We start from the raw sequence: 26960 nt of genomic DNA on the forward strand, positions 1-26960 counted from the left end.
GCTCTTACAGCGGGTCACTTTTGGAAGAGCGCCAAAAGTAACCAAAAACGCTCTGCCCCACCACTCGGCACCTCGCTTAGGCTCGGTGTGCCCTCACTCCGGCATTGCTCCGTGGGCCCGCCGCGAAGGGCCATCCATGGCCCAGCGCGGCTATCCCGGCATCCATGCCGGGATGCCCACTGCGCAATGCCTGCGTTCGGCCAGCGTGGTTTAACGGGGCGCCCAGATCAAGATCAAGATCAAGATCAAGATCAAGATCAAGATCAAGATCAAGATCAAGATCAAGATCAAGATCAAGATCAAGATCAAGATCAAGATCCAAAGCAAAGCAAGAGCGGGGCATGTTCAGTATCTATGTGGCTGCGCCACCGCTATCGCGAGCAAGCTCGCTCCCACATTGGATCTTCAGCAGCCACACAATTCATGTACACCGCAGATCCCCTTTGTGGGAGCGAGCTTGCTCGCGATGAGGTCGGCAGATCCAACATCTTCATCGACTGTAACATCGTCTTCGCGAGCAGGCTCGCTCCCACATAGATGCTCGGCAGCCACAAAATGCATATACGCCGCAGAACCCTGTGGGAGCAAGCTTGCTCGCGATGAGGTCGGCACATCCAACATCACCGCAAACTGACACATCGCTTTCGCGAGCAAGCCCGCTCCCACGTAGATGTTCGGTAGCCACAAAATGCATATACGCCGCAGAACCCTGTGGGAGCGAGCCTGCTCGCGATGAGGCAGGCACATCCAACATCACCGCAAACTGACACACCGCTTTCGCGAGCAAGCCCGCTCCCACGTAGATGTTCGGCAGCCACAAAATGCATATACGCCGCAGAACCCTGTGGGAGCAAGCTTGCTCGCGATGAGGTCGGCACATCCAACATCACCGCAAACTGACACATCGCTTTCGCGAGCAAGCCCGCTCCCACGTAGATGTTCGGTAGCCACAAAATGCATATACGCCGCAGCCCCCTGTGGGAGCGAGCCTGCTCGCGATGGGGCCGGCACATCCAACATCACCGCAAACTGACACACCGCTATCGCGAGCAAGCCCGCTCCCACAGGAGAAACGCGGTCCCACCAAGAACCAGGTCGGCTCTAAGGCCGCCTCGCGGTGGACGTTGATCTGGGGCGCCCCGTTAACCACGATGGCTGAACGCAGGCATTGGTTCGTGGGCAACCCGGCATGGATGCCGGGTTAGCCGCGCTGGGCCATGGATGGCCCTTCGCGGCGGCCCACGAACCAATGCCGGAGTGAAGGCATGCCGAGCCTAGGCGAGGCACCGAGTGGTGGGGCAGGAGCGTTTTGGTTACTTTTGCGCTCTTCAAAAGTGACCCGCCGTAAGGGCGGAACCATAAGTAGCCGTTACCGAAGAAACGGATATACACACCACCCCAAAACCAAATCAGGACCCGAGCAGCTCAGCCTTGACCAACTTAGCCTGCTCATCCGCATGATACGAAGACCGCACCAACGGCCCCGAAGCCACGTTCTTGAACCCCATCTTGTACCCTTCCTCAGCAAACCAGGCAAAGGTATCCGGATGCACAAAACGCTGCACCGGCAGGTGACTGCGCGAAGGCTGCAGGTACTGCCCCAAGGTCAGCATATCGATGTCATGCTCACGCATGCGCTTCATGACCTCGATGACTTCCTCGTCAGTCTCACCCAGGCCCAGCATCAAGCCAGACTTGGTCGGAATGTGCGGCATCATCTGCTTGAAGCGTTGCAGCAAGGTCAACGACCACTGGTAATCCGAACCCGGGCGCGCGGCCTTGTACAGGCGCGGCACGGTTTCCAGGTTGTGGTTGAACACATCCGGTGGCTCGGCGGCGGTGATTTCCAGGGCGATGTCCATGCGGCCACGGTAATCGGGCACCAGGGTTTCCAGCTGGACGTTCGGCGACAGCTTGCGGATCTCGCGGATGCAGTCGGCAAAGTGCTGGGCACCGCCGTCACGCAGGTCGTCGCGGTCCACCGAGGTGATGACCACGTACTTGAGTTTCAGGTCGGCGATGGCGATGGCCAGGCTTTCCGGCTCGTTGGTGTCCAGCGGCTTCGGCCGGCCGTGGCCGACGTCACAGAACGGGCAACGACGGGTGCAGATGTCGCCCATGATCATGAACGTGGCGGTACCGCCGGAGAAGCACTCGCCCAGGTTCGGGCAGGAGGCTTCTTCGCAGACGCTGTGCAGCTTGTGCTTGCGCAGCAGGGCCTTGATCCGGTCGACTTCCGGGGACACCGGGATGCGTACACGGATCCAGTCGGGTTTCTTCGGCAATTCGGTGGTCGGGATGATCTTGACCGGGATGCGTGCAACCTTCTCGGCGCCGCGCAGCTTGACGCCGGCCTCTACCTTGGCACGCGGGGCCGGACGCTCGGTGACGTCCAGCGTCGGGATCATGGTTTGCACTGCATCAGTAGTCATATCAGTCGATTCCGCCCGTGAGGGTCGTCTGCTCAGCATAGTCGAGGTGTTTGACGAGCTGCGCGCGCAGCCGGGCACTTACCTCGGCAAATTCAATCGATCCTGCATGCTCGCTCAACTGGGTCATCGCCAGTCCCGCGTAGCCACAGGGATTAATCCGTCGAAATGGCGCAAGGTCCATGTCCACGTTCAGCGCCAGGCCATGGAACGAACAGCCGTGGCGGATCCGCAAACCCAGGGAAGCGATTTTCGCCCCGTCGACGTAGACACCCGGCGCATCCGGCTTGGCCGCCGCCGTCACACCGTAGCTGGCCAGCAGCTCGATCAGGCATGTCTCCATGCGGGTGACCAGCTCGCGCACGCCAAACCCCAGCTTGCGCACATCCAGCAACAGGTAGGCGACCAATTGGCCTGGGCCATGGTAGGTCACCTGCCCGCCCCGGTCGACCTTCACCACCGGGATATCCCCCGGCAGCAACAGGTGCTCGGCCTTGCCGGCCTGGCCCTGGGTGAACACCGGTGGGTGTTCCACCAGCCAGATTTCATCGTCGGCGGTGTTGCCGCGTTCGTTCGTGAAGCGTTGCATGGCATGCCAGACCGGCTCGTAAGCCATCGTGCCCAACTCGCGAAAGCCCAGCGTGCCCGGCATCACAACACCATGTGCACGAAACCGGTCGCGCGCAGCTCGCTGTTGATGTCGTAGAGCTGTTCCTGGCCGGTGGCAATGATGTGCAACTGGATCGTCGTGTACTTGCCGTTGGTACTCTGGCGCTCGGCCAGGGTCTTGTGGTCAACGGTGGCATGTTTTTCGAGGATCGCGATGATCCTGTCCTTGAAACCGACACCGGTGTCGCCGATGACCTTGATCGGATAATCCGCACAGGGGAATTCGATCTTTGGCGCTTTTACTTCAGAGTCTGTCATGGGGTAACGGCCTCGTAAGCCGTGGTAACGCACATGGCCCCGCTCCGGATAAGAACGGGGCCATGCAGGTCAACACTTCAATCAGTTGAACAAGCCGTAGAAGAATAGACGGATGCTATCCCAGATGCGGCGGAAGATACCACCTTCCTCGACCGCGTCCAGAGCGATCAGGTCAGCGCTGTGCACCACTTTTTCGTCCAGTTTGACTTCGACTTTACCGATCACGTCGCCCTTGGCGATGGGAGCGGTCAATTGCGGGTTCATGGTCATGCTGGCAGCGAGCTTCTTGAGCTGGCCTTTAGGCAAGGTCATGGTCAGGTCTTGGGCCAGGCCGGCCTTGACCTGATTGGTCGAGCCTTTCCAGACCTGGGCCTGGGCCAGTTCGGTGCCCTTCTGGTAGAAGGTCTGGGTTTCGAAGAAACGGAAACCGTAGGTCAACAGCTTCTGGGTCTCGGCGGCACGGGCCACTTCGCTGTTGGTGCCGAAGACGACGGCGATCAGGCGCATGCCGTCACGCACAGCCGAGGACACCATGCAGTAGCCGGCTTCGTCGGTGTGGCCGGTCTTCAGGCCATCGACGGTCTTGTCGCGCCACAGCAGCAGGTTGCGGTTAGGCTGCTTGATGCCGTTCCAGAAGAATTCCTTCTGGGAGTAGATGGCGTAGTGCGCCGGGTCTTCGTGAATGATCGCCCGTGCCAACAGCGCCATGTCGTGAGCCGACGAATAGTGCTCGGGGTTCGGCAGGCCGGTAGGGTTCATGAAGTGGCTGTTGGTCATGCCCAGGTCGGCCACGGTTTTGTTCATCATGTCGGCGAACGCATCTTCGCTGCCGGCGATGTGCTCGGCCAGGGCGACGCTGGCGTCGTTGCCGGACTGGATGATGATGCCGTGCAGCAGGTCGCTGACGGTCACTTGCGAACCGACCTTGATGAACATCCGCGAACCGCCGGTACGCCAGGCGTTTTCGCTGACGGTCACCGGATCGTTTTCACCGATCTGGCCGCGACGGATTTCCAGGGTGGCGATGTAAGCGGTCATCAGCTTGGTCAGGCTGGCCGGTGGCAGGCGCTGGTCACCGTTGTTCTCTACCAGGACCTCGCCGCTGCTGGCATCCATGAGCACAAAGGATTTGGCGGCCAATTGAGGAGGCGCCGGCATCATCTCGACCGCGAACGCGGCAGGTGAGAGAAGCAGCGGGACTAGCAGGCAAAGGCGTTTGGCAAAGGTGGTGATGTTCATCCGTCTCTCGAAATCGCTAATGGAACTGCCCGAAGGCAAAACTAAACAGGCAGCCTCTTAACGGGCCACCGCGTATTTAAGTTGCTCACTCACTACCCTTGCCGGGCTTTTGTTATTCATGGAGCCAACAACCTGACCCGCTCCAACCGCAAGCGGGCCTCAATCAATTACTCGGCGGTGACCAGGCTCGGCGAACCGAGATTGGCCAGGCGCACACTGTTCTGCACTTGCTGGACTTCACCCGGAGAACCGATCGGCCCCAGGCGCACCCGATGCAGTGTCTGCTGGTTGCGCACGATCGAGCTGATGAACACCGGAGCGCTCACCATCGAGCTGAGCTTCGACCTCAGCAGCTCGGCAGCGTCCGGGTTGGCGAACGCGCCCACTTGCAGAAACTGGCCAGACGCTGTTGCAGAAGCGTTTTTTTTTGCATCGATCTGTACCGGCAGCACGGCCGCGGCGTGTTGCTGCGGCGGTGGTGTCCACTGCTCGACCGTGCCGGTGGACGCCGTCACGGTTGGCGCGGCATTTTGCGCCACTTTCGGCTCGTTGAGCATCAAAGGCGCCGGACGGCCGCGTTGGGCCCACCATTCCTGCGGGTCGATGCCTTCGACCTTGACCCGGGCGGTGCCGGTTTCAGCGTAACCGAGTTTTTTCGCCGCCGCGTACGACAAGTCGATGATGCGATCGGAATAGAACGGCCCACGGTCATTGACCCGCAGGATCACGGTCTTGTTGTTGTCCAGGTTGGTCACCCGCACATAGCTGGGCAGCGGCAAGGTCTTGTGCGCCGCGCTCATGCCATACAGGTCATACACCTCGCCATTGGCGGTGTTCTGGCCATGGAACTTGGTGCCGTACCAGGACGCCGTGCCCGAGGCCACGTAGCGCTTGGACTCGGCCATCGGGAAATAGGTCTTGCCCAGCACCGTGTACGGGTTGGCCTTGTACGGACCGGTGTGCAGGGTCGGCGTGGCGTCGGGAATGCGCGAGACGTCCACGTCCCACCACGGCGCGCCGTCCTTGTGGGCCCGGTTGATGTCCAGGCCCGGCGTCGCGCGCACAGCGGTGGAGCTTTTCTGGGCCGGCGCGCGGCTGGTCGAACAACTGACGACCAACAGCGACAGCGCGGCCAACGCCACGAGCTTGAGGGGCTTGGCTTTCAGGGGTAGATAGGTAGGCAATGCCCGCATTATTTGACGCCCCGTGCTTTGACCAGCTCTTCAGACAGTTGATATACGGCCATGGCGTACATCACGCTGCGGTTATAACGCGTAATCGCGTAGAAATTCTTCAGGCCCATCCAATATTCGGGGCCTTGTTCGCCTTCCAGGCGCATCGCGGTGACCGGCATATCGTCACGCAGCGCATCATGACTCGACCAGCCCAACGCCCGCAACTCCCCGACGGTTTTCGTCGGCTCGATACCCTCGGTCAGGCCCTCGTCCACTTGCTCGCCACGCACCTCGGCACGGCTGACCACCGGCTGGCCGGCTTCCCAGCCATGGCGCTTGAAATAGCTGGCGACACTGCCGATGGCATCGGTCGGGTTGGTCCAGATATTGATGTGGCCGTCGCCGTCAAAGTCCACCGCATAGGCGCGGAAACTGCTGGGCATGAATTGCGGCAGGCCCATGGCCCCGGCGTAGGAACCCTTGAGGGTCAGCGGATCGACCTGCTCTTCGCGGGCCAGCAGCAAGAACTCGCGCAGCTCCTTGCGGAAGAACTCGGCACGCGGCGGGTAATCGAAGCCCAGGGTCGACAGGGCGTCGATCACCCGAAAATTCCCGGTGTTGCGGCCAAAGAAGGTCTCGACGCCAATGATCGACACAATGAACTGGGCCGGCACGCCGTATTCCTGCTCGGCACGGGCCAGGGCCGCCTCGTGCTGGCGCCAGAAGTCCACGCCCCGGGCGATACGCGCCTCGGTGATGAACATCGGCCGGTACTCGCGCCACTGCTTGACCCGCTCGGCGGGCCGGGAGATGGCGTCAAGGATCGACTGCTTGCGCTCGGCCTCGCGAAACACCCCCATCAGCTGCTCACCGGCAAAACCGTAGTCGCGGGTCATTTCACCGACGAACTCGGCCACCTGCGGCGAGCCTTCGTATTCGCCAGCCAGGGCATGCGGCGCACCGCCCAGGAAGCCGACCAGGCCGATCCACGGCGCATATCGCGTCGACCAGCCACGCATTGCTTGCATTGAACTCTTCACCTTATTCAAACCTGAGCGATCCACTTGCGATGCGTATGAATCGACATCAAAACCCCAAACGCTGACAGTAGTGTCACCAGCGAAGTTCCTCCGTAGCTAATGAATGGCAACGGCACCCCCACGACCGGCAACAGGCCACTGACCATACCGATGTTGACGAAAACATAAACAAAAAACGTCATGGTCAGGCTGCCCGCCAGCAATTTACCGAACAACGTCTGGGCCTGGGCGGTAATCACCAGCCCCCGGCCGATCAGCAGCAAATAGATCAGCAGCAGTACGCAAATGCCCACCAGCCCGAATTCCTCGCCCATCACGGCGATGATGAAGTCGGTGTGGCTTTCCGGCAAAAAGTCCAGGTGCGACTGGGTGCCCATCAGCCAGCCCTTGCCGAACACCCCGCCAGAACCGATGGCGGCCTTGGACTGGATGATGTTCCAGCCGGTGCCCAGCGGATCGCTCTCCGGGTCGAGGAAGGTCAGCACCCGCTGCTTCTGGTAGTCGTGCATCACGAAGTACCACATGGCCACCGACACCGGCACGGCGGCGGCGATCACGCTGAGGATCCAGCGCCAGCGCAACCCGCCCATGAACAGCACGAAGGCACCGCCGGCCAGGATCAGCAGCGAGGTGCCGAGGTCGGGCTGGCGGACGATCAGGATGAAGGGGATGCCGATCAGCAACAGGCTGATGCAGACATGCTTGAGCTGCGGCGGCAGGGAACGCTTGGCCAGGTACCAGGCGATGGTCGCCGGCATGATGATCTTGAGGAACTCCGACGGCTGGAAGCGGATCACCCCGGGAATGTTGATCCAGCGGGTGGCACCCATGGCGTTGTGGCCCATCACGTCCACCACCACCAGCAAGCAGACCCCCACCACATAGGCCAGTGGCACCCAGCGCGCCATGAATCGCGGCTCGAGCTGGGCGATGACGATCATCGACACCAGGCCGATGCCGAACGAGGTGGCCTGCTTGGCCAGCAGGTCCCAGTTCTTGCCGCTGGCCGAATACAGCACGAACAGGCTGCCCGCGGCCAGGGTCAGCAGCAGGATCAGCAACGGGCCATCGATGTGCATGCGCTGCAGCAAGGTGGCACGGCGGCGCATCACGTCTTCGCTGGAGAGGATCCGGTCGAAATTATTCTTCACGGGCCGTAGCCTCCGCAGTGATGGGGCTTGCGTATTCAGGCTTGAGCTGGCCGTGCTCATCCAGCAGCCAGGCGTCCATGATCTGGCGCACCACTGGCGCGGCGACGCCGGAACCGGACTCACCGTTCTCGACCATCACCGCCACGACAATCTTCGGGTTCTCGGCCGGCGCGAAGCCAACGAACAAGGCGTGGTCGCGGTGGCGTTCCTGGACCTTGGAGCGGTCATACTTCTCGCCCTGCTTGATGGCGACGACCTGGGCCGTACCGCTCTTGCCGGCAATGCGGTACTGCGCGCCGATGGCCGCCTTGCGCGCGGTGCCCCGGGCACCGTGCATCACTTGCTGCATGCCGTTGTTGACCTTCTGCCAGTCCGACGGATTGCGCAGGATGATGTCCGGCATCGGGTCCGGGTCCACCGGCTTCTGGCCTTCGATGGTCTTGGCCAGGTGCGGGCGATACCACTTGCCCTTGCTGGCCACCAACGCCGTGGCCTGGGCCAGTTGCAAGGGCGTGGCCTGCATGTAGCCCTGACCGATCCCCAGGATCAGGGTTTCGCCGGGGAACCACGCCTGGCGCCGGGTCGCGCGCTTCCACTCCCGGGATGGCATCAGGCCGGGCGATTCTTCGAACATGTCCAGGGAGACTTTCTGGCCCAGACCAAACTTGTTCATGTAGGACGACAACCGATCGATCCCCAGCTTGTGGGCCAGGTCGTAGAAGTAGGTGTCGTTGGAACGCATGATGGCCGTGTCCAGGTCCACATAACCGTCGCCGGTACGGTTCCAGTTGCGGTACTTGTGGTCGTAGTTCGGCAGTTGGTAATAACCCGGGTCATAGACCCGGCTCCCTGCGGTCACCACGCCGGCGTCCAGCCCGGCGATCGCCACGGCTGGCTTGATGGTCGAGCCTGGCGGATAGAGGCCGCGCAGCACGCGGTTGAACAGCGGCCGGTCGATGGAGTCGCGCAACTCGGCGTAGGCCTTGAAGCTGATGCCGGTGACAAACAGGTTCGGGTCGAAACTCGGCTGGCTGACCATCGCCAGCACCTCGCCGGTGTTCGGGTCCAGCGCCACCACCGCGCCGCGCCGCCCGCCCAGCGCCGCTTCGGCGGCCTCTTGCAGCTTGATGTCAAGGCTCAGGACGATGTCCTTGCCGGGAATCGGGTCGGTGCGCTTGAGCACCCGCAACACGCGGCCGCGAGCGTTGGTCTCGACTTCCTCGTAACCCACCTGGCCATGCAGCTCGGGCTCGTAGAAGCGCTCGATGCCGGTCTTGCCGATATGGTGGGTGCCGCTGTAATTGACCGGATCGAGGGTCTTGAGCTCTTTCTCGTTGATCCGCCCCATGTAGCCGACCGAGTGGGCAAAGTGCGGCCCCTGGGGGTAATGCCGCACCAACTGCGCCACCACCTCGACGCCGGGCAGGCGGAACTGGTTCACGGCGATCAGGGCGATCTGCTCTTCGGTCAGTTCGAACAGGATCGGCACCGGCTCGAACGGCCGTCGGCCCTGGCGCATGCGCTTCTCGAAGATCGCCCGGTCCTCGGGCGTCAGCTGCAGCACTTCGACGATCACGTCGAGCACTTGCTGCCAGTCACCGGAGCGCTCGCGGGTCATGCTCAGGCTGAAGCTGGGCCGGTTATCCGCTACCACCACGCCATTGCGGTCGAAGATCAAGCCGCGGGTTGGCGGAATCGGCTGCACGTGCACCCGGTTGTTTTCCGACAGGGTCGAGTGGTACTCGTACTGGATCACCTGGAGGAAATACAAGCGCGCAATCAGCACGCCGATCAGCGCCACCACCGTAATAGCGCCGAACACGACGCGGCCCCGCACCAGGCGGGCGTCTTTTTCGTGGTCCTTGATGCGGATCGGCTGGGGCATGGGGCAGGATTACTTGTGGTAAGGGTGCCCGGACAGGACTGTCCAGGCACGATACAGCTGTTCGCCGATCAGGATCCGCACCAGCGGGTGCGGCAACGTCAACGGCGACAATGACCAACGCTGATCGGCCCGGGCACAGACTTCCGGCGCCAGCCCTTCCGGACCACCGACCATGAAATTGACCGTGCGCGAGTCCAGCCGCCAGCGATCGAGCTCCACCGCCAGTTGCTCGGTGCTCCAGGGCTTGCCGTGGACTTCGAGGGTGACAATGCGCTCGTTCGGCCCGACCTTGGCCAACATGGCTTCGCCTTCCTGGCGGATAAAGCGCGCCACGTCGGCGTTCTTGCCACGGGTATTGAGCGGAATTTCCACCAGTTCCAGGGCCAGCTCGGACGGAAGACGCTTGGCATATTCATGCCAGCCTTCTTCCACCCACTTGGGCATGCGAGAACCGACGGCGATCAGGCGCAGTCGCACAGCGGTCCCTTATTGCTGGTCTTTGTTGAGCTTGGTGAAGTGCTCATGGGTGTTTTCCGGGCTGTGGTGCGCAGCGCTGGCCGAACGGCTCTGCTCGGCACCGGCCCACAGGCGCTCCAGGTCGTAGAACTGGCGCGCCGAGGCAGTCATCATGTGCACGATGACGTCGTCCATGTCCAACAGCACCCAGTCGCTGTCACCCTTGCCTTCTTCACCCAGCGGCTTGACGCCCTGGGCCTTGACCGCTTCGCGGACCTTGTCCAGCATCGCGCCGATCTGGCGGTTGGAGGTACCGGTGGCGATGATCATGTAGTCCGTGATGCTCTGCTTTTCACGAACGTCGATCACCTGGATGTCCTGGGCCTTGACGTCTTCCAGGGCCGCCACGGCCACCTTGACCAGTTCTTCACCGGCCAGTACGACGCCGGTGTGGGCCTCTACCGGCAACGGGGCGCTTTTGAACGTGCCTTTGCGCTTTACTTTGTTTACGTCTTTGTCAGTCATATAAAACTCGTTTTGCTCGTATGTTCGGGCGCTTCGCTACACGCATTCACGTGCCTTGAAGCACACCTTTTTCAGTTCGACGCACGGTAAAGCCCGTGCGCATCGATGTAGGCCAGGACCGCGTCGGGCACCAGGAAACGTACCGACTTACCGCTGGCCAGCAGTTGACGGATCTGGGTGGCGGATACCGCGAGCGGCGTCTGCCAGACGAATGCAATCTGTCCGCTCGGCCCTTTCAGGGCCAGCGGGTCGCTCACCGAGCGGGCCGCCAGCAGGTTGCGCAAGGCATCCGGCGGCTCGCTGTCGGCATCCGGGCGTTGCAACACCAGGATGTGGCAATGCTGGAGCAACTCTTCCCAGCGATGCCAAGTGGGCAGGCCGCAAAATGCGTCCCAGCCCAGAAGCAGAAAAACCTGGGCATCAGCGGCCAGTTCGGCGCGCATCAGCTCCAGGGTATCAATGGTGTAGGACGGCTTGTCCCGCTGCAATTCGCGGGCGTCCACCACCAACGGTGCCACACCGGCCACCGCGCACTCGACCATCGCCAGGCGGTCCTGCGCCGACACCTGCGGCGTATCCCGGTGAGGCGGCCGGGCGCTGGGCGTCAGGCGTAGCTCATCGAGGGCCAAGGCGTCGGCGACTTCCAGCGCACCGCGCAAATGGCCGATGTGCACCGGGTCGAACGTGCCGCCCAGGATGCCGATGCGCCGGGGCGGGGTTGTCGTCGTCACAGCAGCTGGCGGGTCGAGATCGCCCAAGTCAGACCGACTCCTGTCCGCGCAACTGGCCGTCACCGACCACGATGTACTTCTCGCAGGTCAGGCCTTCGAGGCCCACCGGGCCGCGGGCGTGCAGCTTATCAGTAGAAATGCCGATCTCGGCACCCAATCCGTATTCAAAGCCATCGGCGAAGCAGGTCGGGGTGTTGATCATCACCGACGCCGAATCCACTTCGGCCACGAAGCGCCGGGTTTCACCCAGGTTTTCACTGACAATGGAGTCGGTGTGGTGCGAGCCGTGGCGATTGATGTGCTCGATGGCCTCCTCCAGCCCGTCGACCACACGGATCGACAGGATCGGCGCCAGGTATTCGGTGTCCCAGTCTTCTTGCGTGGCCGCGACGGCCTCGATGATCGCTCGGGTGCGCTCGCAACCACGCAGCTCGACGCCTTTTTCGCGGAACTGGGCAGCCATCGACGGCAAGAAGTCCTTGGCCACGGCCTGGTCCACCAGCAGGGTTTCCATCGCGCCGCAGATACCGTAGCGGTAGGTCTTGGCGTTGAAGGCGATGCGCTGGGCCTTCGGCAATTCGGCGTGGGCGCTGACGTAGACGTGGCAGATGCCGTCCAGGTGCTTGATCACCGGCACGCGGGCGTCACGGCTGACCCGTTCGATCAGGCCCTTGCCGCCACGCGGCACGATGACATCGACGAACTCAGGCATGGTGATCAGCGCGCCGACTGCGGCGCGGTCAGTGGTTTCCACCACTTGCACCACGGCCGCCGGCAGATCGGCCTCGGCCAGGCCGCGCTGGATGCAGGCGGCAATGGCGCGGTTGGAATGGATGGCCTCGGAGCCTCCACGCAGGATGGTCGCGTTACCCGACTTCAGGCACAAACTCGCAGCGTCGATGGTCACGTTCGGCCGCGACTCGTAGATGATCCCGACCACGCCCAGGGGCACGCGCATCTTGCCGACCTGGATGCCCGACGGGCGGTAGCTCATGTCGCGGATCGCCCCGACCGGGTCCGGCAGGGCCGCGACCTGGCGCAAACCGACGATCATGCCGTCGATGCGTGCCGGGGTCAGCGCCAGGCGCTCGAGCATGGCCGGCTCCAAGCCATTGGCCCGGCCGGCGGCCAGGTCCAGTTCGTTGGCAGCGGACAACTCGGCGCGCGCGGCGTCCAGCGCATTGGCGGCGGCCTGCAGGGCGCGGTTTTTCTGCGCGGTGCTGGCCCGGCCGATGATGCGCGACGCTGCACGAGCGGCGCGACCCAGGCGGGTCATGTAGTCAAGAACGGACTCAGTCATGGTCTGTGTGGTCTTGGCGATGAGGAAAGCGGCAGATTATAGCTGTCGTAACCCTCGACTAACAGCATGGACTCACAGTGGTGACCGGCGGAGGAGCAAAACAGGCGTAAACAGCCGGTTGAAGCGACTGTTCAGCGGTGATTAAGCTTTCCATTGCTATCATCGCGCTTCCTTTGGCCTCATTTCGTTTAACGCCATGACCGATTTGCCATCGCCCAACGCCCTGCCCCACGCCTTTTTCGATCGCGACGCCCAGGTGCTTGCCAAGGACCTGCTGGGCAAAGTCATCCGCCACAAGGTCGGTGAGCTGTGGCTCAGCGCGCGGATCATCGAGACCGAGGCGTATTACTTCGCCGAAAAGGGCAGCCACGCCTCGCTGGGCTACACAGAAAAACGTAAGGCTTTGTTTCTGGATGGCGGGCACATCTATATGTACTACGCCCGGGGCGGCGATTCGTTGAACTTCAGCGCCCAAGGCCCCGGCAATGCGGTGCTGATCAAATCGGCGTACCCGTGGGTCGACGCCCTTTGCGGGCCGGCGAGCCTGGCGCAGATGCTGCTCAACAACCCCGACGCCCAAGGCCGGCCGCGCACACCGCAAAAACTCTGTGCCGGCCAGACCTTGCTGTGCAAAGCCCTGGGGCTGAAAGTGCCGGACTGGGACGCCAAACGCTTCGACCCCGAGCGCTTGCTGGTGGAAGATGTCGGCGTGCCGACGGTCAATGCGATCCAGACCACCCGCCTGGGCATTCCCCAGGGACGGGACGAACACCTGCCCTACCGCTTCGTCGACGCCGCCTACGCCCCGTGGTGTACCCGCAACCCTTTGCGGCGCGGACAGGTCGAAGGGCGTGATTATTTTTTGTTGCCCTGATGAAATACCGCATCTCCCTGTGGGAGCGGGCTTGTGGGAGCAAGGCTTGCCCGCGATGCAGGCGACACGGATCAACAGTAAGGTCGCGTCATCGTTCGTCGCGAGCAAGCTTTGCTCCCACAAGCTCTCCCCACAGTAAAAAACTGCATGCCAATCACTATTCAATGGAGTTGTATTTATGGGCCCATGGCTCGATAGCATCACCGGTTGGTTGACCGTCAACCCGCAATGGCTGGCGGTGGCGGTGTTCATCGTTGCCTGCGTGGAGTGCCTGGCCATTGCCGGCCTGATCGTGCCGGGTACGGTGCTGTTGTTTGCAATTGCCGTGCTGGCCGGCAGCGGCGCGTTGTCCTTGGGCGAGACGTTGCTGCTGGGCCTGCTTGGCGGGCTGCTCGGGGACCTGGTGTCATATTTCCTGGGGCGGCATTTCCACCAGAACATCCGACGCCTGCCGGGGCTGCGGCATCACCCGGAATGGATGAGCGCTGCGGAAAGTTATTTCCAGCGCTACGGCATCGCCAGCCTGCTGGTGGGGCGTTTCATCGGCCCGCTACGGCCGATGTTGCCGATGGTGGCCGGGATGTGCGACATGCCGTTCCCGCGCTTCGCCGCCGTCAGCGTGTTGGCCGCGGCGGGCTGGACGGTGGCGTACCTGCTGCCGGGCTGGGCCACCGGGGCGGCGTTTCGCCTGCCACTGCCTGAAGGCTTCTGGCCTCAGGCCGGCGTGGTCATCGGCAGCATCGCGGTGATGATCGGGCTGAGCGTCAACAGCAGCATGCGCCGCCATCGCCATGCCACGGCACTGATCGCCGGCCTTGGCCTGGTGATCCTGATCGGCCTGTTCATCGGCTTTCGTTACCTGACGGCGTTCGACCAGGGCTTGATGGCCCTGGTCCAGGAGCACCGCAGCGCGACGCTGGATGAAATCGCCGTGACCTTCACGCTGATCGGCGAATTCCGCTACATGTTGATTGTCTGCAGCCTGGTGACCGGGTTACTGCTGTTGGCACGGCAATGGCGCCAGGCATTTTTTGCCGGGGGCACGATGCTGATTACCGCCCTGGCCAATACCGGCTTCAAACACTTTTTTGCCCGTGTGCGCCCGGAAATCCTCAGCGACCCGCTGACCAGCTACAGCATGCCCAGCGGCCACTCCTCCGGGGCATTCGCGCTGTTCCTGACCCTCGCTGTCCTGGCCGGCCGCGGCCAACCGCCACGCCTGCGCCTGACCTGGCTGTTGCTGGGCTGCTTGCCGGCGCTGGCCATCGCCCTGTCGCGGGTCTACCTGGGCGCGCATTGGCCGAGCGACATCGCCGCCGGGGCGATGCTCGCCGCCAGCATCTGTGCGGCCGCCCTGTGGTTGAGCCAGCGCCAGAGCCCGCTGCCGGCCATGCCGCCAAAAGTCTGGTGGCTGGTTCTGCCGGCACTGGTGGCGGTGTTCAGTTTCTTCGCCCTGCGGCACTTGCCGCATGCGATGTTGCGGTATGCCTATTGATGCCAGAGACACTGCACTCCACCTGTGGGAGCGGGCTTGCTCGCGAAGGCGGTGGATCAGTTAACACATGCGTTGGATGACACTCCGCCTTCGCGAGCAAGCCCGCTCCCACAGGGTCGGTGTTGTTCAGTGGATATGAGGGGTGTCAGGCGAAGAGCTCGCCCTGCAACTCATCGAGCAACGCCTGGATCGCATCCAGGCGCTGTTGCGGGTCGTCGAGTTGCAGCAGGTCGATCTTGTCCAGCTCGTTGAACGGCAGCAGGTAGGCCAGTTGATTGGCCAGCGATTGCTGGCCGGTCGCTTCGGTGCCCATGTTCAGCGCCTCGACCATCGGGTGCTCGGCCAGGGCCTTGAGCAGCGCCACCAGGTCGGCGTCTTCCTCTTGCAGCGGTTGCTCCGGCTCTTCCTCCAGCCACTCGACCTCGGCGACGGTCAGTTGATCCGCCTGGACGCTGCTGCCATGGACGATAAAGCGCCGCCCGCCCTGCACGCGAATGCCCAGCAGACCATTGTCCTGCTGGGAGAAATCGGTGATGCGCGCCTCACAACCGACCCGCGCATAGCCTTCAGGCGCGATGCCGACTTCCTCGCCATCGAGGATGCACACCACGCCGAAGCCTTCGCCCTTTTTCATGCAGCGCCCGATCATGTCGAGGTAGCGCGCCTCGAAAATCTGCAAGTCGAGGATGCAACCGGGGAACAGCACGGTGTTCAACGGGAAAAGCGGCAAGCTCATAACCAATTCCTTAAACCGTCATCGACACCACCAACGGCAGCAACACCGCCGTGGCCACGCCCATCAGACTCATCGCCAGCGCCGCAAAGGCGCCGGTTTCCTCGCTTTCCTGCAACGCCACCGACGTGCCCACGGCATGGGCCGCCAGCCCCAGGGCCATGCCCCGGGCCTCAGGGCTATGGACACCCAACCGGGTCAAAATGCTCGGGCCGAGAATCGCCCCAAGCACACCGGTGATCAACACGAACACCGCCGCCATCGCCGCCACACCGCCGATCTGCTCGGCCACCAGCATGGCGATCGGCGAAGTCACGGACTTGGGCGCCATGGTCATCAGAATCATGTGCTCGGCACCGAAGGCCCAGCCCAACACCACCGCAGAGCCGGTGGCAAACACCCCAGCTATCACCAGCGTAGTAAAAATCGGCCAGAACAACTGCCGGATCCGTCGCAGGTTCAAATACAGCGGCACCGCCAGGGCGACCGTGGCCGGGCCCAGCAAGATGCTGAGGATCTCGGTGCTCTTGCGGTATTCGGCATAGTCGATGCCGCAACCGACGAGCACGACGATCAACAGTACCATCGACATCAGCACCGGTTGCAGGAACACCCAGCGGGTCTTCTCGAACGCCGCCAGCACCAGTTGATAGGCGCCCAGGGTAATGCCGATGCCGAACAGCGGATGGTGAATCACCGAGGTCCAGGCACCTTGCCAGTCGAGCATCATTGGCTGTCCTCCGGGGCGGCGACGTGACGCCGGGCCAGGCGCTGCATCAGCACCCCCGTCAACGCCACGGACAGCACCAGCGACAAGGTCAACGCGCCGACGATGGCCCAGAAATCGGCGGCAATCGCCCCGGCGTAGACCATCACCCCCACGGCGGGCGGCACCAGCAGCAAGGGCAGATAACGCAACAGGCTGCTGGCGGCCAGGTTCAACGGCTCGCTGACTTCGCCGCGCACCACCAGATAACCGAGCAACAGCAGCAGACCAATGATTGGCCCCGGCAGCACCGGCAAGAACAAATGATTGATCGCAGTGCCCAGCAATTGAAACAGCACCAGCCAGGTCAGGCCCCGTAGCAACATCCGCTCTCTCCCCCACAAACACCCATGAACCCCATCCCGTAGAAACCACCTGCAGAAGCTGCCTGTAGGAGCTGTCGAGTGCAACGAGGCTGCGATCTTTCCCCTGCCAATTGAGTCTGAAGCGAAAAATCAACAAATCAAAAGATCGCAGCCTTCGGCAGCTCCTACAGGGAGTAACCAGACGACACATTTAAACACGCCCGCGCTATGGGTCGGCATTCGTAAAAAGCATGGTCGATGACCTTCCCTGCGCGCCATGTTGATCTACAGTGGTTCTCCGGGGACGCCAATCCCCGTTCCAGAAAAAGTAAAACCGATGAACCCAAGGAGAGTCTCAATGCCCTACGTCCCCGTTGCAGCGCTCAAAGATTATGTCGGCAAGGAACTTGGACGTTCCGAATGGCTCACCATCGACCAGGAGCGCATCAACCTGTTCGCCGAAGCCACTGGCGACTTTCAGTTCATCCACGTCGATCCGGTCAAGGCCGCGCAGACCCCGTTTGGCAGCACCATCGCCCACGGTTTCCTGTCGCTGTCGCTGATGCCCAAGCTGATGGAAGACATCCTGATCCTGCCCGAGGGCGTGAAAATGGTCGTCAACTACGGGCTGGACAGCGTGCGCTTCATCCAACCGGTGAAGGTCGATTCCAAGGTCCGGCTCAAGGTCGACCTGGTGGAAGTCACCGAGAAAAAACCTGGCCAATGGCTGCTCAAGGCCACCGCCACGCTGGAGATCGAAGGTTCGGAAAAACCGGCCTACATCGCCGAGCCGCTGTCGCTCTGCTTCGTGTAAACCTGCGCAAATGCGAAACCGTCCAGGCAGTTTCGCATCGCTTTCCTATGTTCAACGCGCATAGCTGCGGCATACTCGTGGCCTGATGACCTGGATCCCGTTATGCGCTTATTCGTCCCACTGACCCTGACCCTGCTGCTCACCGCCTGTGGCAACAGCGAATCGCCGCTGCCTCCCGACGCGCGCCTGCCCGACGGCGGCCGCTATCGCGGCGACCTGGTGGACGGGTTGCTGCAAGGCCAGGGGCGCATCGATTACCCCAATGGCAGCTGGTACGCCGGGCAGTTCGACAAAGGCCAGTGGCACGGCACCGGGGAATGGCATGGCAGCAATGGCGAGGTCTATCGCGGCCAACTCCAGCAAGGCCTGTTCCACGGCCAGGGCAGCCTGACCACACCGACCAGCAGCTACACCGGCGGCTTCAAGCTGGGGCGGCGGGACGGTGAAGGGACGCTCAAGGAAAACGGCATGACCTACCGGGGCGAGTTCAAGGCCGACCGCTACACCGGCCTCGGACGCCTGGAACTCGACGACGGCAGCCAGTACCAGGGCCCGTTCGTCAACGGCAAGCCCAACGGCGAAGGCCAGCGCTTCGATGCCAGCGGCAACCAGTTCACCGGCCATTTTGTCGACGGGCAACTGCAAGGCAAGGGCACCTTCAACAGTGCCGATGGCGATGTCTACATCGGCGGTTTCAAAAACAACCAGCTCAACGGTCGCGGTCGCTACGAAAATGCCGACGGCGATGTCTGGATCGGGCAGTTCAAGGATGGCGCACTGACCGGCAAGGGCGAACTGATCGGTGCCGACGGCAGCCACTATCTCGGTCAATTCAATGATTGGCGCTTTACCGGCGAAGGCCGCCTGAACCTGCCCGACGGCAGTTTTTACGTCGGCCAGTTCGAAAGCGACAGTTACCACGGGCGCGGCACCCTGGCGCTGACCGACGGCACCGTGCAAAGCGGCACCTGGGCCAACGGCCAGCGGGTGCGCGACGCTGATGGCCGGCTGCTGCCGGATGTCCTCGAACTCGGCCTGCTGGCCCAAGGCCGCCTGCTGGAGGACGCCCTGGCCAACATCCCGGCCTCGACCCCGGCGGTGGAGCTGTACAGCCTGACCCTGGGTGGCGACGGCAAGCAAAGCGTGTTCCTGCGCGAATCCGACTATGTCGCCAACATGCTCACCAGCCGTTTCGGCGCATTCGGCCAGATCCGCCTGGTGAACCACCGCGATCACCTCGGCGACCGGCCCATGGCCAGCCGCGAAAGCCTGCGCCGCGCCGCCGCCACCCTGGCCGAACGCAGCGGCCCGGAAGACCTGATTTTCATCTACCTGACCAGCCACGGCACCAGCGAGCATGAACTGGTGCTCGACCAGCCGCGCATGGAACTGGCCGACCTGCCCGCCGATGAACTGGCCGTGGTCCTCGCACCGCTGAAGAACCGCGACAAGATCGTGGTGATCTCGGCCTGTTATTCCGGCGGTTTCATCCCGGTACTCAAGGATGAACGCACGCTGATCATGACCGCCTCCCGGGCCGACCGGGTGTCCTTCGGCTGCTCCGAGGAAGCCAACTTCACCTATTTCGGCGATGCGTTGTTCGCCCAGGCATTGAACCAGACCGACGACCTGGAGCAGGCCTTCAAGCGGGCCAAGGCCACCGTGGCCGAGCGCGAACAGGCCGACAACTTCGAAGCCTCCGAACCACAGATGTGGGCGCCGAGGACGGTCCTTTCCCACTGGCAACTGCTGCGCAAACAGCAGGCACGTAAAGCATTGCAAAGTGCTGCATTGAACGACGAGGCGACAAAGAGCAACTAAGCTGAACCGTATCAAGGGGGAAACACTATGTACTTGACGCCTCAGCATGTTTTGCTCGCCGGTGCGACCGGGCTGACCGGGGAACACCTACTGGACCGGCTGCTCAACGAGCCGACCATCACTCGCGTCTTGGCGCCTTCACGCCGGCCACTGGCTGAACATCCACACTTGGAAAACCCGGTTGGGGAGCCGGCCCAGGTGCTGCCTCAACTCAGTGGCCAGGTCGATATCGCCTTCTGCTGCCTCGGCACGACCATCAAGAAAGCCGGCTCTGAAGCAGCCTTTCGCGCGGTGGACCTGGACCTGGTGGTGACGTTTGCCAAGCGCGCCCGGGAACTGGGCGCACGGCACCTGGTGGTGATCAGCGCGCTGGGGGCCGACGCCAAGTCATCGATCTTCTACAACCGGGTCAAAGGTGAAATGGAGGCGGCACTCAAGGCCCAGGGCTGGCCGCAACTGACCATTTGCCGGCCTTCCCTGCTGCTGGGCGACCGGGTTGAACCGCGCCTGGCCGAGCAACTGGCCGGACCGCTGTCGAAGCTGATCCCGGGCAAGTACCACGGCATCGAAGCCTGCCAACTGGCCCGCGCCATGTGGCGTCTGGCGCTGGAAGAACAGGATGGGGTGCGGGTGGTGGAGTCGGATGAGTTGCGTAAGCTCGGCAAATAAAGTGACATCTGGGACAGCGCGATCATTGTGGCGAGGGGATTTATCCCCGCTGGGCTGCGAAGCGGCCCCCAAATGGCCCAAAGTGTCATGCAGCTGCCAGGGGTAATAGCCCAGTCTTTGGGGACTGCTTCGCAGCCCAGCGGGGATAAATCCCCTCGCCACAGATAGATCCTTCAACACAGTTAGATCTTTTACAACCCACCTGTAGCCTGAAACCCCACACCTATCGCCGTAAACAACGACAACGGCAACAACAAGGTATCGAGCAGCGCACTGCCCGGCAGATCGAGCCCCGGGTAACGCGGTGCCTCGGCACCAAAGCGGTCCTTGGCGCAGCAACCACCGTTGAGGGCGTACAGATCCAGGCGCGTGCCCGCATACACCACCGGCGCCCCCGGCTTGGCGGCGTCGAGGGTGCGGGCGGTGGCGCAGCCGGTCAGTTGCAGCGCCAGCAGCACGATCAGCAGCTTATTCATCACTGCTCAAATGGTGCTCGCCCCAACGAGGCAGCATGTCTTGAGGGATGTTCAGCAGATTGAGGATCCGCGCGACCACGAAATCGATCAGGTCATCAATGGTCTGCGGCTGGTGATAGAAACCCGGCGAGGCCGGCAGGATCGTCACGCCCATGTTCGACAGCTTGAGCATGTGCTCCAGGTGAATGCTCGAATACGGCGCTTCCCGCGGCACCAGGATCAACTGGCGGCGCTCCTTGAGCGTGACGTCCGCCGCCCGCTCGATCAGGTTGTTGCAGGCCCCGGTGGCAATCGCCGACAGCGTCCCGGTGGAACACGGCACCACCACCATGGCGGCCGGCGCGCCGGAGCCCGAGGCCACTGGCGACATCCAGTCTTCCTTGCCATACACGCGAATCTGCCCCGCCGCCGCACCGGTGTATTCGGTGAGGAAGGCTTGCATCATCTGGGTCTTGGACGGCAGGGTCACGTCGGTCTCGGTGGCCATCACCAGTTGCGCGGCCTTGGAGATGAGGAAGTGTACCTCGCGGTCTTCACGCACCAGGCAATCGAGCAGGCGCAAGCCGTACTGGGCGCCGGACGCACCGGTCATCGCCAGCGTGATGCGTTCGGGGCCATTGCTCATTTCAGGGCCTCGGCGAGTTTGCCGTGCAGGCCGCCGAAGCCGCCGTTGCTCATGATCACCACGTGGGTGCCGGGCTGGGCCTGGCTCTTCACGCGCTCGATGATGCCTTCCAGGGAATCGCTGACAATCGATGGCACCGTGCACAGCGCCGCAGTGGCGCCGAGGTCCCAGCCGAGGTTGGCCGGTGCGTACCAGATCACCTGGTCGGCATCGACCACGCTTTCCGGCAGGCCATCACGGTGCGCCCCGAGCTTCATGGAATTGGAACGCGGCTCGATGATCGCGATCAGCGGCGCATCGCCGATGCGCTTGCGCAAACCGTCGAGGGTAGTGGCGATGGCGGTCGGGTGGTGGGCGAAGTCGTCATAGATGGTGATGCCGCGCACTTCGGCGACCTTCTCCATCCGCCGCTTCACGCTCTTGAACGCGCTCAACGCGGCAATACCCATGGACGGCACCACGCCGACATGCCGGGCCGCCGCCAAAGTTGCCAGGGCGTTGGCGACGTTGTGCTGGCCGGTCATGTCCCACTCGACCACGCCTTGGGACTGGCCTTCGAACATGACTTCGAACTGCGAACCGTCATCCTTGAGCAACTTCACCTGCCACTGCCCACCCGCACCGGTGGTTTGCACCGGGGTCCAGCAACCCATCTCGATCACACGTTGCAAGGCCGGCTCGGTGGTCGGGTGAATCACCAGGCCCTCGCTGGGGATGATGCGCACCAAATGGTGGAACTGCCGCTCGATGGCCGGCAGATCGGGGAAAATGTCCGCATGATCGAACTCAAGGTTGTTGAGAATCGCGGTGCGGGGACGATAGTGGACGAATTTCGAGCGCTTGTCGAAAAACGCGCTGTCGTATTCGTCGGCCTCGATCACGAAGAACGGCGTGCCACCCAGGCGCGCCGACACCGAGAAATTCTGCGGCACGCCACCGATCAGGAAACCCGGGCTCATGCCGGCGTGCTCCAGCACCCAGGCGAGCATGCTGCTGGTGGTGGTCTTGCCGTGGGTGCCGGCCACGGCCAGGACCCAACGGCCCTGCAGCACGTGATCGGCCAGCCACTGCGGCCCGGACACGTACGGCAGGCCCTTATTGAGCACGTACTCCACCGCCGGGTTGCCACGGGACATGGCGTTGCCGATGACCACCAGGTCCGGCGCCGGGTCCAGTTGCGCCGGGTCATAACCTTGGGTCAGTTCGATGCCCTGAGCTTCCAGCTGAGTGCTCATCGGCGGGTAGACGTTGGCGTCGGAGCCGGTCACGTGATGACCCAGCTCCTTGGCCAGGACCGCCATCGAACCCATGAAAGTGCCGCAAATACCGAGAATATGGATGTGCATAGTCGACCTCGTAAAACATGGCCGCAGGTTAGCGTAGGGAGGGGGAAATCGCACCTTGTGTTTGAGCCCCCGGTGCACAGACGGCCTTCTGTGGGAGCAAGGCTTGCCCGCGATAGCGGTGGATCAGCTTGCATTGATGTTGAAAGTGCCGCCGCCTTCGCGAGCAAGCCCGCTCCCACAGTTGACCGAGTTTCTTCAGAAGGAATGCGCTCAACTGTGGGAGCAAGGCTTGCCCGCGATAGAGGTGGATCAGCTGCATTGATGTTGAAAGTGCCGCCTTCGCGAGCAAGCCCGCTCCCACAGTTGACCGAGTTTCTTCAGGAGGAATGCGGTCAGAATGTGGGAGCGGGCTTGCTCGCGAATGGCCGCGCCGCGGTTATCGGGCAATCGCGTGTTTACGCAGCTTGCGGTAGAGGGTATTGCGGCTGATCCCCAGTTGTTCCGCCGTGTGGGTCATGTGCCAGCGCTGGCGCTCCAGCGCATCGAGCAACGCCAGCCGCTCGGCATCCGCCAGCGGCCGCTCCGCCACCGCTTCAACCAGCGCCATCGACGGACGCTGGCGGATCATGGCCGGCAAGTCCTCCAACCCGATCCGCCCGCCATCGCACAGCGCGGCAAGGGTTCGCAGCACATTGCGCAATTGCCGCACGTTGCCCGGCCAGTCGAACCCCAGCAACGCCTGGCGCGCCGGTTCGTCGATGAGCACCGTCTCGGCCCCGCTCTCTTCAGCCAGCAGAAAATCCAGCAACTGCGACTTATCGCTGCGTTCGCGCAACGCCGGTAGTGGGATTTCCAGGCCGTTGAGGCGGTAGTACAAATCCTCACGAAAACTGCCGTCCTGCACCCGATCCAGCAACTGCCGGTGGGTGGCGCTGATGATGCGCACGTTCACCGCCTCGGGCTCGCCGCCGATGGGCACCACTTGGCGATCTTCCAGCACCCGCAGCAAACGGGTCTGCAAGGCCAAGGGCATGTCGCCGATTTCATCGAGGAACAGCGTGCCGCCGTCGGCCTGTTGCAGCTTGCCGCGCATGCCTTCCTTGCGCGCGCCGGTGAAGCTGCCGCCGCGATAACCGAACAGCTCGCTTTCGATCAGGCTTTCCGGGATGGCCGCGCAGTTGAGGGCGACGAAATGCTTGCCGGCGCGCTGGCTGGCGTGGTGCACGGCCTTGGCAAACGCCTCCTTGCCGGAGCCGGTTTCGCCCTGGATCAGCAGCGGCACATCGCGCTCGAACACCCGCAGCGCTTTGCGAAAATGCTCCTGCAACGCCGCATCCCCCAGGCAGATGCCTGGCAGGCGAGCGGGCTCGATGGCCTTGAGCAGCGGCGCAACCGGCACCGGCACACTGCGCGGCTGACCACGCAACACGGCGAACAAATGCCGGCCGTCACGGGTGCGCAGCGGCCAGCTCGCACTGGCACTTACACTCGCGCGGCCGAGCAATTCGTCCAACGAACAATCGAAAAAGTCCTCCACCCGCTGGCCCAGCAAGCGGCCGCGAATATGCCCCAAGAGGTTCAGCGCACTCTGGTTGACGGCGCTGATCCGCCCTTCGCCGTCGAACGCCATCAAGCCTTCGCTGAACAGCCCTACGGACTCGGCCTGCAAGTGGAAGCGCAGCAGCCATTGATTGTCGAAGCAACGGAGGAAATAGCAGCTCTCGATCATCTTCGCCGAGAGATTGACCAGGGCCATGGTGTGGAACTGGCTCTGGCGCGACACGTCCGGCCGGGCCGAAGACACGTCGAGCACCGCCAGCAGTTCGCCCTGGGGGTCGAAGACCGGGCTGGCCGAGCAGGTCAGGCCGGTGTGGCGGCCGCGAAAATGTTCTTCCTGGTGGATGGTCAGGGCCTGGCGCTCCACCAGGCAGGTGCCGATGCCGTTGGTGCCTTCGCAGGCTTCGCTCCAATCGGCGCCGAGCCAGAGGCCGGCCCGTTCGAAAATCTTCCGTTCGCTGGGGGCGGTGACGCAGTTGAGGATCACGCCCCGGGCGTCGGTCAGCAGCACCGCGTGGCCGGCGCCGGAGAGTTGCTGGTGCAGGCTGGTCATTTCATTGCCGGCGATGTGCAGCACCTGTTGCAAGCGCTCGCGGCTTTCCAGCACCCGGCCATGTTCGAGCACCGTCGGCGCCAGGTTCTGGGCCGGGTCGAGGTGATAGTCCTCGAGGCAGCGCAGCCAGGAACGGGCAATCGACGGATCGCTGCCAGGGCCCTGCAAATGGGCCTTGCCCTGGGTGACCGTCAGGACTTGCTGGGCATGGCGACTCAAGTGGTTGCTGTGCATGTTCTTATTATTCTCCCCAAAGGTTGCGGCCTGCTGGAGCAACTGTCGAACCTTGCTCCCACAGACCTTACCCCCACAGACCTTTGTTCCCGCAGGAGCTGTGCTGAATGTCCAGCATCCTCCAGCCCAACCACCTTTGCAATGCTGGCGCGACCTGCCGGTCACAGACTGTCTCGTATCTGGCACAAACTGTCACACCCGCTGTATCGCAATCGTCACGCAGGGCATCCGTTTGTCCGACCAACTCCTCCTAAAGTCTTGATTTACGGGCCCTGCAAGGCAATGGCCCGACCTTTGCTCTAGGCTTAAGTACCAGCGCGTTTTTGCGCGGCTCCCCAATAAGCACAAAAGCCAAGGAGAACTCATCATGCGTTACGCTCACCCCGGTACTGAAGGCGCTATCGTTTCGTTCAAGGCTAAATACGGTAACTACATCGGCGGCGAATTCGTCGCGCCTGTCAAAGGTCAGTACTTCACCAATACGTCCCCGGTCAATGGCCAGCCCATTGCCGAATTCCCGCGCTCCACGGCCGAAGACATCGAAAAAGCCCTGGACGCCGCCCACGCTGCTGCTGATGCCTGGGGTGCCACGTCGGCCCAGGCGCGTTCGCTGGTCCTGTTGAAAATCGCCGACCGCATCGAAGCCAACCTCGAAGTGCTGGCGATCACCGAATCCTGGGACAACGGCAAGGCCGTGCGTGAAACCCTCAACGCCGACATCCCCCTGGCCGCCGACCACTTCCGCTACTTCGCCGGTTGCCTGCGGGCCCAGGAAGGCAGCGCCGCCGAGATCGACGGCAACACCGTGGCCTACCACATCCATGAACCGCTGGGCGTGGTCGGGCAGATCATCCCGTGGAACTTCCCGCTGCTGATGGCCGCCTGGAAACTCGCCCCGGCCCTGGCCGCCGGTAACTGCGTGGTGCTCAAGCCGGCCGAGCAAACCCCACTGGGCATCTGCGTGCTCATGGAGCTGATCGGCGACCTGCTGCCGCCTGGCGTACTGAACGTGGTGCAAGGTTTCGGCAAAGAAGCCGGCGAAGCCCTCGCCACCAGCAAGCGCATCGCCAAGATCGCCTTCACCGGTTCCACCCCGGTGGGCTCGCACATCATGAAATGCGCCGCCGAGAACATCATCCCGTCTACCGTAGAACTGGGCGGCAAGTCGCCGAACATTTTCTTCGAAGACATTATGCAAGCCGAGCCGAGCTTCATTGAAAAAGCCGCCGAAGGCCTGGTGCTGGCGTTCTTCAACCAGGGCGAAGTCTGTACCTGCCCATCCCGCGCCCTGGTGCAGGAGTCGATCTACGACGAATTCATGCAAGTGGTGATGAAGAAAGTCCTGCAGATCAAGCGTGGCGACCCGCTGGACACCGAGACCATGGTCGGCGCCCAGGCGTCCGAGCAGCAATTCGACAAGATTCTTTCGTACCTGGAAATCGCCAAGGGCGAAGGCGCCGAGCTGCTGACCGGTGGCAAGGTGGAAAAACTCGAGGGCAACCTGGCGACCGGGTATTACATCCAGCCGACCCTGCTCAAGGGCACCAACAAAATGCGCGTGTTCCAGGAAGAAATCTTCGGCCCAGTGGTGAGCATCACCACCTTCAAGGACGAAGCCGAAGCCCTGGCGATCGCCAACGACACCGAGTTCGGCCTCGGCGCCGGCCTCTGGACCCGCGACATCAACCGCGCCTACCGCATGGGCCGGGCGATCAAGGCCGGTCGCGTCTGGACCAACTGCTACCACCTGTACCCGGCGCACGCCGCGTTCGGTGGCTACAAGAAGTCCGGCGTGGGTCGTGAGACGCACAAGATGATGCTCGACCATTACCAGCAGACCAAGAATTTGCTGGTGAGCTACGACATCAATCCGTTGGGGTTCTTCTAACCTGCG

General features: G+C 62.7%; 26 protein-coding genes. 6 read left to right on the forward strand and 20 right to left on the reverse strand.

Going from position 1 to position 26960, the window contains the following annotated elements:
* Positions 1–76 precede the first annotated feature (76 nt).
* The 13 genes from AD662_RS29425 to AD662_RS25160 form a co-directional block, all read right to left on the reverse strand.
* Entirely contained in the window at positions 77–343 is a 267-nt protein-coding gene (locus tag AD662_RS29425) for a hypothetical protein (RefSeq protein WP_156334941.1), read from the reverse strand.
* 1066 nt (positions 344–1409) lie between these two features.
* On the reverse strand, positions 1410–2432 hold the full coding sequence (gene lipA, locus AD662_RS25105; RefSeq protein WP_014340371.1) for a lipoyl synthase: 1023 nt from the start codon (positions 2430–2432) through the stop codon (positions 1410–1412).
* Position 2433: 1 nt separating this feature from the next.
* Positions 2434–3081: a lipoyl(octanoyl) transferase LipB gene (gene lipB, locus AD662_RS25110; protein WP_053182092.1), complete on the reverse strand. Its 648-nt coding sequence runs from the start codon at positions 3079–3081 to the stop codon at positions 2434–2436.
* The gene (locus AD662_RS25115; protein ID WP_003185772.1) at positions 3081–3356 is read right to left on the reverse strand and encodes a DUF493 domain-containing protein; all 276 of its coding nucleotides are present in this window, start codon (positions 3354–3356) and stop codon (positions 3081–3083) included. Before AD662_RS25115 ends, lipB begins: the two co-directional genes overlap by 1 nt.
* Positions 3357–3437: 81 nt before the next feature.
* Positions 3438–4595, reverse strand: a complete 1158-nt coding sequence (locus AD662_RS25120) for a D-alanyl-D-alanine carboxypeptidase family protein (RefSeq protein WP_024619122.1) — start codon at positions 4593–4595, stop codon at positions 3438–3440.
* Positions 4596–4762: 167 nt separating this feature from the next.
* Positions 4763–5788 carry a septal ring lytic transglycosylase RlpA family protein gene (locus AD662_RS25125; RefSeq protein ID WP_024619121.1) on the reverse strand — a complete coding sequence of 342 codons (1026 nt, stop codon included), beginning with the start codon at positions 5786–5788 and terminating at the stop codon, positions 4763–4765.
* Complete coding sequence (gene mltB / locus AD662_RS25130; RefSeq protein WP_053182096.1) at positions 5788–6798, reverse strand: lytic murein transglycosylase B; 1011 nt, start codon at positions 6796–6798, stop codon at positions 5788–5790. Before mltB ends, AD662_RS25125 begins: the two co-directional genes overlap by 1 nt.
* Positions 6799–6815: 17 nt before the next feature.
* Positions 6816–7919 (reverse strand): rod shape-determining protein RodA, encoded by a 1104-nt coding sequence (gene rodA / locus AD662_RS25135; protein WP_044059329.1) that lies wholly within the window; start codon positions 7917–7919, stop codon positions 6816–6818.
* Between the two features lie 31 nt (positions 7920–7950).
* On the reverse strand, positions 7951–9846 hold the full coding sequence (gene mrdA, locus AD662_RS25140) for a penicillin-binding protein 2 (protein WP_053182098.1): 1896 nt from the start codon (positions 9844–9846) through the stop codon (positions 7951–7953).
* A gap of 9 nt (positions 9847–9855) precedes the next feature.
* Positions 9856–10323 carry a 23S rRNA (pseudouridine(1915)-N(3))-methyltransferase RlmH gene (gene rlmH, locus AD662_RS25145; protein WP_003185785.1) on the reverse strand — a complete coding sequence of 156 codons (468 nt, stop codon included), beginning with the start codon at positions 10321–10323 and terminating at the stop codon, positions 9856–9858.
* 9 nt (positions 10324–10332) lie between these two features.
* Positions 10333–10827: a ribosome silencing factor gene (gene rsfS, locus AD662_RS25150; RefSeq protein ID WP_014340379.1), complete on the reverse strand. Its 495-nt coding sequence runs from the start codon at positions 10825–10827 to the stop codon at positions 10333–10335.
* Positions 10828–10898: 71 nt separating this feature from the next.
* Positions 10899–11585 carry a nicotinate-nucleotide adenylyltransferase gene (gene nadD, locus AD662_RS25155; protein ID WP_014340380.1) on the reverse strand — a complete coding sequence of 229 codons (687 nt, stop codon included), beginning with the start codon at positions 11583–11585 and terminating at the stop codon, positions 10899–10901.
* 1 nt (position 11586) lies between these two features.
* The gene (locus AD662_RS25160) at positions 11587–12858 is read right to left on the reverse strand and encodes a glutamate-5-semialdehyde dehydrogenase (protein WP_053189916.1); all 1272 of its coding nucleotides are present in this window, start codon (positions 12856–12858) and stop codon (positions 11587–11589) included.
* A 196-nt stretch (positions 12859–13054) separates the two neighbouring features.
* Between AD662_RS25160 and AD662_RS25165 the strand changes: the two genes are divergently transcribed.
* Positions 13055–13732: a DNA-3-methyladenine glycosylase gene (locus AD662_RS25165; RefSeq protein ID WP_053189917.1), complete on the forward strand. Its 678-nt coding sequence runs from the start codon at positions 13055–13057 to the stop codon at positions 13730–13732.
* 178 nt (positions 13733–13910) lie between these two features.
* On the forward strand, positions 13911–15227 hold the full coding sequence (locus AD662_RS25170) for a bifunctional DedA family/phosphatase PAP2 family protein (RefSeq protein ID WP_053189918.1): 1317 nt from the start codon (positions 13911–13913) through the stop codon (positions 15225–15227).
* A 145-nt stretch (positions 15228–15372) separates the two neighbouring features.
* Here AD662_RS25170 and AD662_RS25175 read toward each other — a convergent pair whose 3' ends face one another.
* Genes AD662_RS25175 through AD662_RS25185 form a run of 3 tightly spaced genes read right to left on the reverse strand, consistent with a single transcriptional unit; the run spans position 15373 to position 17052 of the window.
* A complete protein-coding gene (locus tag AD662_RS25175) occupies positions 15373–15963 on the reverse strand; it encodes an LON peptidase substrate-binding domain-containing protein (RefSeq protein WP_014340384.1) in 591 nt (196 codons plus the stop codon).
* Between the two features lie 10 nt (positions 15964–15973).
* Complete coding sequence (locus AD662_RS25180; RefSeq protein ID WP_003205906.1) at positions 15974–16690, reverse strand: LrgB family protein; 717 nt, start codon at positions 16688–16690, stop codon at positions 15974–15976.
* Positions 16687–17052 (reverse strand): CidA/LrgA family protein, encoded by a 366-nt coding sequence (locus AD662_RS25185; RefSeq protein WP_014340386.1) that lies wholly within the window; start codon positions 17050–17052, stop codon positions 16687–16689. Before AD662_RS25185 ends, AD662_RS25180 begins: the two co-directional genes overlap by 4 nt.
* A gap of 337 nt (positions 17053–17389) precedes the next feature.
* Here AD662_RS25185 and AD662_RS25190 point away from each other — a divergent pair, with 337 nt between their 5' ends.
* The 3 genes from AD662_RS25190 (at position 17390) to AD662_RS25200 (ending at position 20335) form a co-directional block, all read left to right on the forward strand.
* Complete coding sequence (locus tag AD662_RS25190) at positions 17390–17845, forward strand: MaoC family dehydratase (protein ID WP_003205908.1); 456 nt, start codon at positions 17390–17392, stop codon at positions 17843–17845.
* Between the two features lie 102 nt (positions 17846–17947).
* Positions 17948–19666, forward strand: coding sequence for a C13 family peptidase (locus tag AD662_RS25195; RefSeq protein ID WP_053182107.1), 1719 nt, complete (start codon positions 17948–17950; stop codon positions 19664–19666).
* 27 nt (positions 19667–19693) lie between these two features.
* A complete protein-coding gene (locus AD662_RS25200; protein WP_018611240.1) occupies positions 19694–20335 on the forward strand; it encodes an oxidoreductase in 642 nt (213 codons plus the stop codon).
* Positions 20336–20526: 191 nt separating this feature from the next.
* Here AD662_RS25200 and AD662_RS25205 read toward each other — a convergent pair whose 3' ends face one another.
* The 4 genes from AD662_RS25205 to AD662_RS25220 form a co-directional block, all read right to left on the reverse strand.
* Positions 20527–20811, reverse strand: coding sequence for a YceK/YidQ family lipoprotein (locus AD662_RS25205; protein WP_018611242.1), 285 nt, complete (start codon positions 20809–20811; stop codon positions 20527–20529).
* Positions 20804–21436 carry a flavin prenyltransferase UbiX gene (gene ubiX, locus AD662_RS25210; RefSeq protein ID WP_053189919.1) on the reverse strand — a complete coding sequence of 211 codons (633 nt, stop codon included), beginning with the start codon at positions 21434–21436 and terminating at the stop codon, positions 20804–20806. The genes AD662_RS25205 and ubiX overlap by 8 nt, the downstream gene beginning before the upstream one ends.
* Positions 21433–22782 (reverse strand): UDP-N-acetylmuramate:L-alanyl-gamma-D-glutamyl-meso-diaminopimelate ligase, encoded by a 1350-nt coding sequence (gene mpl, locus AD662_RS25215; protein WP_053189920.1) that lies wholly within the window; start codon positions 22780–22782, stop codon positions 21433–21435. The genes ubiX and mpl overlap by 4 nt, the downstream gene beginning before the upstream one ends.
* A 376-nt stretch (positions 22783–23158) precedes the next feature.
* Positions 23159–25066 carry a sigma-54-dependent Fis family transcriptional regulator gene (locus tag AD662_RS25220; RefSeq protein WP_053189921.1) on the reverse strand — a complete coding sequence of 636 codons (1908 nt, stop codon included), beginning with the start codon at positions 25064–25066 and terminating at the stop codon, positions 23159–23161.
* Positions 25067–25433: 367 nt separating this feature from the next.
* Between AD662_RS25220 and exaC the strand changes: the two genes are divergently transcribed.
* On the forward strand, positions 25434–26954 hold the full coding sequence (gene exaC, locus AD662_RS25225; RefSeq protein ID WP_018611249.1) for an acetaldehyde dehydrogenase ExaC: 1521 nt from the start codon (positions 25434–25436) through the stop codon (positions 26952–26954).
* The last annotated feature ends 6 nt before the right edge of the window (positions 26955–26960 follow it).

Source organism: Pseudomonas kilonensis, assembly GCF_001269885.1.
Taxonomy (GTDB): domain Bacteria; phylum Pseudomonadota; class Gammaproteobacteria; order Pseudomonadales; family Pseudomonadaceae; genus Aquipseudomonas; species Aquipseudomonas kilonensis.